12 protein-coding genes are annotated in these 12,681 nt (G+C 70.6%); 9 read left to right on the forward strand and 3 right to left on the reverse strand.

All coding sequences use genetic code 11. The features are described from left to right. Positions 1-74 precede the first annotated feature (74 nt). Positions 75-1,070, forward strand: a complete 996-nt coding sequence (locus tag EKG36_RS11275; RefSeq protein WP_126484110.1) for an amidoligase family protein — start codon at positions 75-77, stop codon at positions 1,068-1,070. Further along, positions 1,067-1,744 (forward strand): gamma-glutamyl-gamma-aminobutyrate hydrolase family protein, encoded by a 678-nt coding sequence (locus EKG36_RS11280; protein WP_126484112.1) that lies wholly within the window; start codon positions 1,067-1,069, stop codon positions 1,742-1,744. The genes EKG36_RS11275 and EKG36_RS11280 overlap by 4 nt, the downstream gene beginning before the upstream one ends. A 54-nt stretch (positions 1,745-1,798) precedes the next feature. Here the strand turns inward: EKG36_RS11280 and EKG36_RS11285 are convergent, their stop codons facing one another. Beyond that, the gene (locus tag EKG36_RS11285; protein WP_126484114.1) at positions 1,799-2,230 is read right to left on the reverse strand and encodes an OsmC family protein; all 432 of its coding nucleotides are present in this window, start codon (positions 2,228-2,230) and stop codon (positions 1,799-1,801) included. Positions 2,231-2,384: 154 nt separating this feature from the next. On the opposite strand from EKG36_RS11285, the gene EKG36_RS11290 reads away from it, so the two are divergent. The 4 genes from EKG36_RS11290 (at position 2,385) to EKG36_RS11305 (ending at position 5,669) form a co-directional block, all read left to right on the forward strand. Further along, positions 2,385-3,284, forward strand: coding sequence for an aldo/keto reductase (locus tag EKG36_RS11290; RefSeq protein ID WP_126484116.1), 900 nt, complete (start codon positions 2,385-2,387; stop codon positions 3,282-3,284). Between the two features lie 143 nt (positions 3,285-3,427). Further along, positions 3,428-3,865, forward strand: coding sequence for a type IV pilus modification protein PilV (gene pilV / locus EKG36_RS11295; RefSeq protein ID WP_126484118.1), 438 nt, complete (start codon positions 3,428-3,430; stop codon positions 3,863-3,865). 13 nt (positions 3,866-3,878) lie between these two features. Continuing rightward, complete coding sequence (locus EKG36_RS11300) at positions 3,879-4,418, forward strand: PilW family protein (protein WP_185827542.1); 540 nt, start codon at positions 3,879-3,881, stop codon at positions 4,416-4,418. A 12-nt stretch (positions 4,419-4,430) separates the two neighbouring features. Further along, on the forward strand, positions 4,431-5,669 hold the full coding sequence (locus EKG36_RS11305; RefSeq protein ID WP_126484122.1) for a pilus assembly PilX family protein: 1,239 nt from the start codon (positions 4,431-4,433) through the stop codon (positions 5,667-5,669). An 81-nt stretch (positions 5,670-5,750) separates the two neighbouring features. On the opposite strand, the gene EKG36_RS11310 is transcribed toward EKG36_RS11305, so the two are convergent. Next, on the reverse strand, positions 5,751-6,302 hold the full coding sequence (locus tag EKG36_RS11310; protein WP_126484124.1) for a DUF1415 domain-containing protein: 552 nt from the start codon (positions 6,300-6,302) through the stop codon (positions 5,751-5,753). Positions 6,303-6,381: 79 nt separating this feature from the next. After that, positions 6,382-7,086, reverse strand: coding sequence for a deoxyribonuclease V (gene nfi / locus EKG36_RS11315; protein WP_126484126.1), 705 nt, complete (start codon positions 7,084-7,086; stop codon positions 6,382-6,384). A gap of 79 nt (positions 7,087-7,165) precedes the next feature. Between nfi and EKG36_RS11320 the strand changes: the two genes are divergently transcribed. The 3 genes from EKG36_RS11320 (at position 7,166) to EKG36_RS11330 (ending at position 12,668) form a co-directional block, all read left to right on the forward strand. Continuing rightward, entirely contained in the window at positions 7,166-8,437 is a 1,272-nt protein-coding gene (locus EKG36_RS11320) for an exonuclease SbcCD subunit D (RefSeq protein ID WP_126484128.1), read from the forward strand. Continuing rightward, the gene (locus EKG36_RS11325) at positions 8,434-11,742 is read left to right on the forward strand and encodes an AAA family ATPase (RefSeq protein ID WP_126484130.1); all 3,309 of its coding nucleotides are present in this window, start codon (positions 8,434-8,436) and stop codon (positions 11,740-11,742) included. Before EKG36_RS11320 ends, EKG36_RS11325 begins: the two co-directional genes overlap by 4 nt. A gap of 62 nt (positions 11,743-11,804) precedes the next feature. Beyond that, positions 11,805-12,668, forward strand: a complete 864-nt coding sequence (locus tag EKG36_RS11330) for an SDR family oxidoreductase (RefSeq protein ID WP_126484132.1) — start codon at positions 11,805-11,807, stop codon at positions 12,666-12,668. Positions 12,669-12,681 lie beyond the last annotated feature (13 nt).

Genomic DNA, 12,681 nt, shown 5'->3' on the forward strand with positions numbered 1-12,681 from the left:
CGGCATCTTGCCGCATCCTGTCCTCCAACGGCAGTGTGTTAGGCTGCCGACGAACAAGCCCACAGGATGCCGACATGACGCCCCAGCCGCCACCCGTGCCCTGCAAAGCCGATGGCAGTCGCCGCCGGGTCGGCGTCGAGATCGAGTTCGCCGGCATGCCCCCCCGCGAGACGGCCTGCCTCGTGCAATCGCTGTTCGGCGGCCGGCTGGACGTGATCAGTGCCCACCGGCTCAAGGTGACGGGCGCCCGCTGGGGCGACTTCGGCATCGAGCTGGACACCCAGTATGCCCATCCCGACAGCCGGCTCCTGGATCCCGATGCCTACCAGGACAGCGAGTGGGAACGCATGCGCCAGGACTTCCACAAGCGCACCCGGGAACTGATCGGCGACGTGGTCACCGGCCTGGTGCCCACCGAGATCGTCTGCCCCCCCGTGCCCTGGGACGAGCTCGAAGAACTCGACGCGCTGTTCGAGGCGCTGCGCCATCATGGCGCCAAGGGCACCGACGCCAGCCTGCTGTACGGTTTCGGCCTGCACCTCAATCCCGAGGTCCCGAGCCTGGCCGTCGAGGATATCCTGGCCTACCTGCGGGCCTACCTGCTCACGGCGAAGTGGCTGCGCGAACAGATCCGGGTGGACATCACCCGCGAGATGCTGCCCCATGCCAACCCCTTCCCCCGGGCCTATGCCCTCAAGGTGCTGGACCCGGGCTACACCCCCGACCTGGAGACGCTGATCGACGACTACCTGGAGGACAACCCGACCCGCAACCGCGAGCTGGACCTGCTGCCGCTGTTCGCCTACCTGCATCCCGAGCACCCCCACGAGCTGCTCAATGACGCCCTGGTCAAGCCGCGCCCCACCTTCCACTACCGGCTGCCCAATGCCCAGCTGTCGGAACCCGGCTGGGGGGCCGTCACCGAATGGAACCGCTGGCTGGAGGTGGAGGTGCTGGCGACCGCGCCGGCCACCCTGGCGGAGCGGGGCGCCCAGTACCTGGCCCTGCATCGGCCCTCGCTGCCCCGGCGCTGGTGGACCGCCCTGCGGCGCTGGAGCCGTCGCCCATGAGTCGGGAGACGCGTCCCCTGATCGGCATCACCACCTCGGACCGCAAGAGTCGGATCGCCTGGTGGTTCGACTGGTTCGCCGTGTGGCGCCATGGTGGCCGGCCCCTGCGGCTGTCCCCCGCGCGCCCCCGCCCGATGGCCCTGGATGGCCTGATCATCGGCGGCGGCGACGACATCGAGGCCCACCACTATGGCGGCGAGATGCAGCTCGACGTGCGCGTCGACCCCGAGCGGGACCAGCTGGAGCTCGAGCTGCTCGAACGCTTCATCCCCGCGCGCCGGCCGGTACTCGGCATCTGCCGGGGCGCCCAGCTGATCAACGTCCACCTGGGAGGCACCCTGGACCCGGACATCTACACCACCCATGAGGGGCTCAAGCGGCGGCGCACGGTCTTGCCGCGCAAGACCGTGGACATCGTCGGCGACAGCCAGCTGAACCGCATCCTGCGGGTCACCTGGTGCCGCATCAACAGCCTGCACCACCAGGCGGTGAAGGAGACCGGCCAGGGCATCGAGATCGTCGCCCGGGACCGGGACGGCCTGGTGCAGGGCATCGAGTCCCGCCAGCACGACTTCCTGATCGGGGTGCAGTGGCATCCCGAGTGGCTGATCTTCAACCGTCCCCAGCAGCGCCTGATCCGCGCCCTGGTGGACGCCGCCCGGCGCCGGCCCTGAACGCCAGGAGGCCACCCGACGGTGGCCTCCTCGTCTGGCGCGAGCGCTGCTGGCTCACCCCTCCAGCTTGGCGTCCAGGCTGATCTCGGCGTTAAACAGCTTGGAGACCGGGCACCCCTCCTTGGCCTTGTTGGCGGCATCCTGGAAGGCCGCCTCGTCGGCGCCGGGGACGCTGGCCCGGGTGTCCAGGTGGATCGCGGTGATGCCGAAACCACCTTCGACTTCCTCCAGGGAAACCGTGGCCTGGGTGGCGATGCGCTCGGGGGTGAAGCCCGCCTCGCCGAGGATCATGGACAGCGCCATGGAATAGCAGCTGGCATGGGCGGCGCCGATCAACTCCTCGGGGTTGGAGCCGGCCTCGCCCTCGAAGCGCTTGGCGAAGCTGTAGGACACCTCGTTGAGCACGCCGCTCTGGGTGGAGACCGTGCCCTGGCCATCCTTGAGACCGCCCTGCCAGACGGCGCTTCCGTTCTTCTTGATGCTCATGTCGACTCCTTGATCGTTGGGTGGGTCGAAGCCTTGCCCCTACACGATAGACCATGCGGGTGGCCTCCCCGGGACACAGGGTCACGTTGCATCCCTTTCGAGCTGCCTCCAGAATACATGGAAAATCCTTCCACAAATATCGAAAGGAGGCGTCATGACGATCCCGCCCCGTGTCACCCTGGCTGCCACCGCCCATGAACCCGCCGTCGAGCTTCCCGCCATCGGCCAGGGCACCTGGTTCATGGGCGAGGGTCTCGTGCCCCGGGCCAACGAGGTGCGCGCCCTGCAGCAGGGCCTGGAGCGCGGCCTGAGGCTGATCGACACCGCCGAGATGTACGGCGACGGCGGCGCCGAGTCAGTGGTCGGCGAGGCCCTGGCGGGACGCCGCGAGGACGCCTTCCTGGTCTCCAAGGTATATCCCTGGAATGCCGGGCGGGAGACCGCGATCGCCGCCTGCGAGGCGAGCCTCAAGCGACTCGCCACCGACCACCTCGACCTCTACCTGCTGCACTGGCCCGGCGGCATCCCCCTGGACGAGACCCTGGAGGCCTTCGAGCGGCTGCGCGCGGCCGGCAAGATCCGCCGCTTCGGCGTCTCCAACTTCGACGTGGCTGATATGGACGCTCTCCAGGCCACGCCCGGCGGGGACGCCTGTGCCATCAACCAGGTGCTCTACCATCTGGGCTCCCGCGGCATCGAGCATTCGCTGCGTCCCTGGCAGCGCCGGCATGGCATGCCGCTGATGGCCTACTGCCCCCTGGCCCAGGCCGGCCGGCTGCGCCGGCGGCTGCTCGACCACCCGGAGGTGCAGGCGGTGGCCGCCGAACGCGATCTCACGCCCGCCCAGCTGCTGCTGGCCTGGGCCATCCGCCCGGTCGACGACCAGCGTGGCGAGGCCCGACGCGACGTCATCGCCATTCCCAAGGCCGTCCAACCCGGCCACGTGAGCGACAACGCCGACACCCTCGACATGCGCCTGGACGAGGACGCCCTGGCGCGGCTCGATGCCGCCTTCCCGACGCCGACGCACAAGGCGCCGCTGGATATCGTCTGAGGCCTGCCGGCGCCCCGTCGTGTGGGGCGCCTCACCACACCTTCCCTTGCCTCCAGGTCTGCGTCCGCAGGCCGACGCCCCCTTGTCTCCTGCCGGCACGCTGGTAACATCGCGTTACAAATTGTACCCATTGGAGCATCCTGGTGCCATCCTGCCGTGGTTTCACCCTGATCGAGGTGCTGGTCGCCGTCCTGGTGCTGTCGATCTCCCTGCTGGGCCTGGCGGCCCTGCAGCTCAAGAGCCTGCAGGGCAGCCATGTCGCCTATCAGCGTGCCGTGGCCAACCTCGCCGCCCAGGATGCGGGCGAACGTCTCTGGGAATGGCTGGGCCAGCAGGAGGGTCTGGCCTGCCCGGACGACAATGAGCTGTCGACCCTCCAACGGGACTGGACCCAGGCCTGGGAGAATGATCTACCAGGGTTTTCGAGCAGTCGCTTGAGTTGGGCGGATCGCTCGGCTTGCCGGGTCGATGTCACAGTCCGCTGGAAAGATGAGCGCTTTGCGTATCGCAAGGCCGATGGTGACATGGAGACGGAGAGCGTCTCCCTGCTGACCTACACGCTGGCTATTCCCCATGCATGAACCGACGCCACCCATGCCACGGCGGCACCACCAGTCGGGCTTCTCGCTCGTCGAGACGATGATCGCCACCCTGCTGGGGCTATTGGTGCTCGCCGGGGCGACGCAACTCTATCTCACCCTGGGCCGCAGCCAGGATCGTAGCGAGCAGCTGGCGGAACGCCAGCAGGCCCTGGTCTTCGGCACCGACAGCCTGCTGCGCGACATTCGCGTCGCCAAGGGATGGGACCTGCCAGCCGACGGCATGACCGCCACCAGCCTTCGGCTCACCCTGGAGGGCAGTCGCCGTGCCACGTATTGTCCGGGCGCCGGCACCGACGATTTCACCGTGACCTATGCCCGGCAGGACGATGACCTGATCCTGGATCCCGGCTGCGCGGCCTCGATGGCACTGGTCAGCGGCATTGCCGGCTTCCGCGTCGAGCGCGGCGCCGGTTCCCACAGCGCCAGGATCACGATGACCCTGACGGCGGCGCAGGATGCGCCGTCGCCGACCCTGACGTTCACGGCCGTCAACCGACCGATGACAATCCGCAACGCCACAGCAGATGACTGAAGGGGAATAGACATGGATGTCCAGCCTGGTCGCCAAGGAGGCATGGCGCTGGTCGTGGTGCTCGTGCTGATGTCGGTGGGGACCTTGCTCGCGCTCTCGACCTTCCAGTCGAGCCTCTTGCAGGAGCGCATCACCGGGAACTATCGCCTGGCGACCCTGGCCCAGATGGGCGCCGAGGCCGGCATCGGTGCCGGACGCCGGGCCTATGGCGAGGGGCAGCGGCCGCCGTCCGGCCTGGACGATCCGGCCTCGACCTGGAGCGCGACGACCCCGGTATCCTCGCTCGCCAGCTTTCGCTTCGCCATCGTCGATAAGCAGCAGGCAGAGCAGCTGACCAACCTGGCGTCCGTGGCGACGGGCACCTACGTGCTATCGCGCGGCTACGCCGGCCCGGACGCCAGCCCCGTGGAGCGCATGATCCTGTCGCGGGTGGCCGGCGGGGGCGCGGCGCCTGACCTGGAGGCCGTGTTCACCTGCTTCGGCGCCGACTGCTCGGCCATCGGTATCGAGCATGTCGATGGCCGGGATCATCACCTTCCCAGCGACTTCTCCTGCACCGGGAGCCACTGCACCACGACTCCGGTGGACGACCCCGACGCGATCCCCCGGACGGCGCTTTACAACGATGCCTGGTTCAGGGCAGAGAGCGGACAGGCGGATGGCGACACGGATTCGCTCAGCGCCGAGTACCTCGAAAAGCGCCAGGCCTGGGCGGACTATCTGGACAGCCTTCCCGAAGCCTCCGCCAGCTTCGGCGACAGGAAGAACGACAAGATCAGCGGTTGGACCTCCCGGGAAGACCAGAGAGTCATAGAGATCATCGGCAGCGCCCGACTCAACAGCAACCAAGCTACCGCCGGGGTGATCATCGTCAGGGATGGCGGCATCCTCAGCGTGAACGGCACGGCCCACCATGAGGGGCTGATCCTGGTCGAGGAAGGCGGCCGCATCGACCTGGCCAACGGCACCTTCGATCTCTATGGCGGGATCGTGATGCTGAAGTCCCCATCCCCCGACGGCCAGACCGCACCATCTCAATCCCCCCAGCGCCAGTCGGCACAGGGTCGCGGCAATGGCAATGGCAATGGCAATGGCAATGGCAATGGCAATGCTAGCGGCAACCACACTGCCGACCTGGCGCTGAACGGAAATATCAACCTGAGCTATAGCAAGGCAGCACTGGAGAACCTGGGGCTGATCGCCGGCGTGGGGGGCGACGGGGCGAGCATCACCTGGCAGGAGGTCTTCTGACAGCGCTCGCGGCCAGTCGGGGGCGGATCCCATCTGCCCTTCCCCGCGTGCCCCGGATAGGCGGGATCGCGCCCCGCGGTGTCACTCGCCCCGCAGCGCCGCCAGCGAGGCGGCCAGCCGCTCGCGTCCCAGGGCCTGCATCCGCTCGCGGTTGCGTTCGGGGATCGCCTCGGGGTCGGGATAGTGTGCCAGGGCCCGCTCCAGGCCCGCTTCTCGCAGCAGGTGCCACATCGGCCAGGGCGAGCGGTTGGTGAAGTTGCGCGGGGCATCCTCGGCTTCGCCGTCGAACTGGTAGTCCGGGTGGAAGCTCGCCAGCTGGTAGCCCCCCTCGTAGCCCTGCTCGACCAACAGCGCCTCGGCCAGCCCCAGCAGGTCCAGGTAGTCGTCGAAGTCCGCCAATCCCTCGCTCAAGACCAGCAGGGTGGTCTCGGTCTCGGGATGGTCGTCGAGGTGCCAGCACTCCTCCATCAGCCGCATCAGGGCGGTGGCAGGGTCGGTGGCGTCCACGTCTACATAGCGGATGCTGTCGCGGGCGACCTCGCGGCCGGCGAAGGGGCAGACTTCATGGCCGACCACGAAGGTCTCGACCCAGGCACGGGTGGCGTCGAGGGGGCTGACGGGCGAATCGGTCATGTCGGGCATCCGAGGTTAAGGGGTCGTCATGATCCGCCGCTCTGCCACGGTTGGCAAGCGGCGGCCCCGGAAGAGCGGCTCAGCGCCGCTTCTGATCCCGGCGCGAGGCCAGCCGATCGGCCAGCCGGGTGGGCTCCGGCAGCTTGGTCTTGCCCAGGCAGGCCACCACCCAGCCCACCGACGTCTCCAGGCACAGCCGGTGCCCCGGCGAGACGAACACCGGCTTGACGCCCTGGCGGGAGCGCAGCACCGCGCCGATGACCTCCTCGCCCCCGGGGCCGTCATCATGGAGCGGCGCCCAGTCGCCGCGCTCGGTGCCCGGCTCGCCATGGCGGCCGACCAGCCGCGACTTGGCCACGCCGATGGTCGGCCGATCGAGCCATAGTCCCAGGTGGCTGGCCACGCCCAGCCGCCGCGGATGGGCGATGCCCTGGCCGTCCACCATCACGAGCTCGGGGCGAATCGTCAGGGTGTCGAAGGCGGCCAGCGCCGCGGGCACCTCGCGGAAGGACAGCAGCCCCGGGATATAGGGCATGCGGGTCGGCTCGCGATGCACCGCCTGCTCGACCACCACGAAGTCGCCCTCGGCCGCTGGCGGCCAGGCCAGCACCACCACCGCGGCCCGGGTGATCTCGCCGCCCTGCTCGAAGCCGATATCCACTCCGGCGACATGGCGCACCGGGTCGAGCCGGTCGACCCGCTCGACCCGGCCGGCCAGGCGCCGCTGCAGGGCGATGGCCTCGGCGGGGGCGAGCTCCCAGTCATGCAATGGCGTCGATGACATCACGGGCTCCCTGAATCATGGTAGTGGCTCGGGTTAGACTACGGCTTTTGCCGCGTGACGGAACACCGGAGGGCAACGGGTGAAACTGATCCATACCGCCGACTGGCATCTCGGCCAGAGCTTTCACGGCCAGGAGCGCCACGAGGAGCATCGTGCCTTCCTGACCTGGCTGCTGGATACCCTGGTCGCCCGACAAGCCGACGCCCTGCTGGTGGCCGGCGACCTCTTCGACGTGGTCAACCCCTCCCTGCAGGCCCAGGCCCTGCTCTACGACTTCATTGTCGACGCCCACGAGCGCCTGCCCCACCTGGATCTGGTGCTGATCGCCGGCAACCACGACAGTGGCAACCGCATCGAGTTGCCGGCCCCGCTGATGCGGCGGCTGCGCACCCATGCGCTGGGCCGGGTCGCCTGGACCGGGGACGGCGAGCTCGACGCCGAGCGCCTGCTGGTGCCGCTCACCGACGCCGCGGGCGCGACCCGCGCCTGGTGCCTGGCGCTGCCCTTCCTGCGGCCGGCCGAGGTCACCGGCCGGGGCCTCGACGAGGCCGGCGATCCCGGCAACGCCTATGTGGCCGGCATCGGCCGCGTCCACGAGCGGCTGATCGCGGCGGCTCGGGCGCGCCGCGCCCCCGGCCAGGCCCTGGTAGCCATGAGCCATGCCCACCTGCGCGGCGCCGCCGTCTCCGAGGACAGCGAGCGGCCCATCGTCATCGGCGGCGAGGAATCGATCTCCGCGGCGCTGTTTCCCGAGGACATCGCCTACGTGGCGCTTGGCCACCTGCACCGTGCGCAACGGGTCGGCGAGGCGCGCATCCGCTACAGCGGCAGCCCCCTGCCCCTGGACTTCAGCGAGGTGGCCTACCCCCACCAGGTGCTCGAAGTGACCCTGGAGGGCGAGGCGCTGGCCGGCGTCGAGGCGCTGCCCGTGCCCCGACCGGTGGCCATGCATCGGCTCGGCCCCGCGCCCCTCGACGCGGTGCTGGCCGACCTCGAGGGGCTGGAGGACGACCCCGCCCTGCCCCGGGAGCGCTGGCCCTGGCTCGAGGTCAACGTGGAACTCGAGGCCCCGGTGCCCGACCTGCGCGCCCGCGTCGAGGCGGCCCTGGACGGCAAGGCGTTGCGCCTGCTGCGCCTCAAGCGCCGGCTCCCCGAGACGGACAGTCAGCGCCCCCGGGCCAGCGAGCGCCTGGAGGACATCGGCCCCCGCGCGCTCTTCGCCCGCACCTGGGAGGCCCGCTGGGGAGCGCCCCCGGAGGACGCGGTGCTCGCCGACTTCGACCGGCTGCGCCAGGACGTCCTGGACGCGGCCGGGGATGCGGACACCTGCAGCGGGGAGGCCCGCCCATGAGGATCCTCGCCCTGCGCCTGGCCAACCTGGCCTCGCTGCCCGGCCCCGTCGAGCTCGACTTCGGCAAGGCACCGCTGGCCGACGCCGGCCTGTTCGCCATCACCGGCCCCACCGGGGCCGGCAAGAGCACCCTGCTCGATGCGCTCTGCCTGGCGCTCTACGGCAGCACCCCCCGACTGCGCCAAGCCCCGGTGCGCGACGCCCAGCTGCCCGATGTGGGTCGCGAGACCCTGACCACCGCCGACCCCCGCACCCTGCTGCGCCGGGGCACGGCCAGCGGCCATGCCGAGGTCGACTTCCTGGGGCGCGACGGCCGCCGCTACCGGGCGCGCTGGGCGGTACGCCGGGCCCGGGAGAAGGCCGGAGGGCGCCTGCAGGCGGTGGAGCAGTCGCTCACCGACCTGGAGGACGAGCGGCTGCTGACCACCCAGAAGCGCGAGTTCGACCGGCTGCTCCCGGAGCGGCTGGGCCTCAGCTTCGACCAGTTCACCCGGGCGGTGCTGCTGGCCCAGAGCGAGTTCGCCGCCTTCCTCAAGGCCGACGACAACGAGCGCAGCGAGCTGCTGGAGAAGCTCACCGACACTGCCGAGTACTCCGAGATCTCCAAGGCCGCCTACCGCCGCGCCCGGGAGGCCCAGCGGCGACTCGAGGTCCTGGAGGCCCGACTCGCCGACGACCCGCCCGCCGAGCCCGAGGCCCGCGCCGAGCTGGAACGGGCCGCCGAGACCACCCAGCGAGCGCTCACCGACCTGCAGAAGCGCGCGGAATCGCTCCAGGCCGAGCAGCGCTGGCACGACGACGATACTCGCCTGGCGGACGCCTTCCGCCAGGGCCAGGGCGAACTCCAGAGTGCCGAGGCGGAGTGGCGATCGCTCGCCCCACTGCGCACCGACCGCGAATGGCGCCGGCTGATCGCGCCCCGCCGCCACGACCTCACCCGCCAGGCCGAGCTCCCCGACGAGATTTCGGCCCTGGAGGCGACCCACGCCGAGATCCTGAAGGCCCGCGACAATGCCCACGCCGAACGACAAGCCGCCGGCCAAGCCCTCGTGCAGGCCGACCAGGCGTTGAACGAGGCCACAGAAACACGGCGCCGGGCCGACCCCGAGCTCCGCGAGGCCCGCGAGTTGGCCCAGCGACTCGCCACCCAGGAGAGGCAGCTTGCCGACCTGGAAGCGAGCCATCACCAACTGCAGAAGCAGGCCACCACTCTCGCCGGGGAACATCGCCAGGCCGATGAAGCCCAGCGCGCCCGGCAGCAGCAACGCGACGACTGGCAGAAGACCCAGCGCCGGCTGTTGGGCCCGCATCGCCATCTCGACGACGCCCGCCGCGCCGCTCAGCAGCTCCACGACCAGGCCGCCCAGCGCCGACTCGCCCTGGGCGAGTTGTCCAGCCACTGGCAGGAGGTCTGCCACGCGGCGCAGGCCCGGGATAGGCTGACCAACCAGGTCAGCGAAGAGCGCTCACGGCGCGAACGGCTGCTGGCCGAGGGCCAAGCCGCCCGGGAACGCCTGGACCGGGCCCAGGCCCACCTCGACAGCGTCTCGGCGCTGGTCGAACGCGGCCGCGCCGTGCGCAGCGAGAGCGTCGCCCGGCTGCGCGAGGCCCTCACGGACGGCGAGCCCTGCCCGGTCTGTGGCGGCCTCGACCACCCCTGGCGCCACCAGCCGCCTGCCTCGCCCGAAGCCACCCAGCTCGCCGCCCAGGAAGCAGAGGAAGCGCGCCAGCTGAGCGAGGCCCGGGCGACCCGGGACACGGCTCAGCGGCAGCGCGACGAGCTGGTGGGCGACTACCGCGGCGTGGAACGCTCCCTCAAGCCGCTGGAGCGCGACCTGGAGACCACCGAGCAGCGCCTGGGGGCCGCCCAACAGGCGCTGGAAGCGCACCCGCTGCACGACGAGCTGGCCGCGGTCGACACCGCCGAGCGCAACGCTTGGCTACAGGCCCAGCGCGAGCAGAGCGAGGGCCAGCGGCAACAGCAGCGCCAGGCCCTGGAGGCGCTGACCCAGGCGGAAGAGGCCCTGGCCCCGCTGGAGGAATCCCTGCGCCAGGGTGAGCTGGCACTGACTCGCCTGGAAGCCGAGAAGGCCAGCGCCGACAGGCGGCTGGCCGAGGTGGACGAGCAGCTGCCAGCCCATCGGCAACGACGCGACGGCCTCGCCCGTGAACTCGCCGCCCGGCTTGGCGAGCATGCCTCACCGGACGCCTGGCAGCAGCACCTCGACACCCGCCAGGAGCGCGCCCGCCAGGCATGGGATGCCGCCCAGGCTCGGGATCACGAGGCGCAGCAACGGCATCAGCGTCTCACCCAGCAGCTGGAGCAAGAGACCCACCAGCTCGACCAGCGCCGCCAGGAGCGACAAGACCTGGAACACGAGTTGACCACGTGGCGCCGGGGCCATCCCGAGCTGGACGATGCCACCCTGGCGCGTCTACTGGACCAGTCGGAAGAGGACGCCGAGGAGGCCGAGCGGCGAATCGAGGCCGCCAGCCAGGCCTGCCAGCGCACTGCCGCCACCCTGGGTGAGCGTCGCGACGCCCTGTGGCGTCACCGTCGCGACCGTGGGCTGGTCGAAGGCGACACCGGTGACGAGGAGACGCTGCTGAGCGACGCCATTGCCGACGAGCTTCACCGTCGCCGGGAGGCACTGAGCGAGGCCCAGGTCGAGCTGGGACCCCGGCTCGCGGCCGCCCAGCGGGACCGCGACGAGGCCGTGCATGCCCTGAAGGACGACGACCGCCGCCGGGAGCGGCAGCGCCAGGGCCAGGCCGAGCGCGAGGCCGCGCAAGCCGAGCAGCGCCGCTGGGGGCGCATCAGCGAGTTGATCGGCGCCGCCGACGGCAAGGCCTTCCGGCGCATCGCCCAGGCCTGGAACCTGGAGCGACTGCTGGAGGAGGCCAACGCCCACCTGACCGGCCTGACCCGCCGCTATCGCCTCGAGCGGGGCGGCAGCGAACTGGGCCTGCTGGTGGTGGACCGGGACATGGGCGACGAGCGCCGCTCGGTGCACTCGCTGTCCGGCGGCGAGACCTTCCTGGTCTCCCTGGCCCTGGCGCTGGGGCTGGCCTCCATGGCCTCGGGCCAGCTGGCGATCGAGTCGCTGTTCATCGACGAGGGCTTCGGCAGCCTCGATCCCCAGTCCCTGGCGCTGGCCATGGAGGCCCTGGACGGCCTGCAGGCCCAGGGCCGCCGGGTCGGGGTGATCTCCCATGTGCAGGAGATGCACGAGCGCATCCCGGTGCAGATCCGGGTGGAACCACTGGGCAACGGCACCAGCCGGGCCCGGCTGGTCAGTGGATAAGCCAGCGCCGACGCGCGAGGCAACAGGTGACGAATCCGGGGTGGCGAGAAGGAGCAACGAGGATGTCAGACGCCCGAGACACGACGACACGCAGCATCCTGATCACGGGCTGCTCGAGCGGTATCGGCCATGCCGCGGCCCACGCCCTGGCGGCGCGCGGCTGGCGGGTCTTCGCCACGGCCCGTCGCGAGGCGGACGTCGCGAGGCTCGGCGAGGAAGGCCTGGAGGCCCTGCCGCTGGACCTCGCCGACAGCGACTCGATCGAGGCCACGGTGGAAGCGGTGCGGGAACGCACCGCGGGACGGCTGACGGCGCTGTTCAACAACGGCGCCTACGGCCAGCCCGGGGCGGTGGAGGACTTGTCCCGGGCGGTGCTGCGTGCCCAGCTGGAGACCAACCTGCTGGGCACCCACGAGCTCACCACCCGGGTCCTGCCGATGATGCGCGCCCAGGACCACGGCCGCATCGTGCAGAACAGCTCGGTGCTGGGCTTCGCCGCCCTGCCCTACCGCGGCGCCTATGTGTGCTCCAAGTTCGCCCTGGAGGGGCTCACCGATACCCTTCGCCAGGAGCTTACGGGCAGCGGCATCCAGGTCAGCCTGATCCAGCCCGGTCCCATCACCAGCCGCTTCCGCGAGAACGCCTACCGCGCCTTCCAGGCGAATATCGATCCCGTCCACAGCGCTCATGCCAATACGTACCGGAAGGTGGCGGCCCGCCTGGCCAGCCAGGACGGCAAGGCCCCCTTCACCCTGGGCCCCGACGCCGTGGTGGACAAGCTGATCCATGCCCTGGAGAGTCGACGCCCGAAGCCCCGCTACGCCGTGACGCTGCCCACCCACCTGTTCGCGGCACTCAAGCGCATCCTGAACACGCGCGGCATGGACCGGGTGCTGCTGCGCTCGACCCGGGACGAGCGGGAGTGAGCCCATCGCCGGC

The organism is Halomonas nitroreducens (genome assembly GCF_003966155.1).
In the GTDB taxonomy this organism is placed as follows: domain Bacteria; phylum Pseudomonadota; class Gammaproteobacteria; order Pseudomonadales; family Halomonadaceae; genus Halomonas; species Halomonas nitroreducens.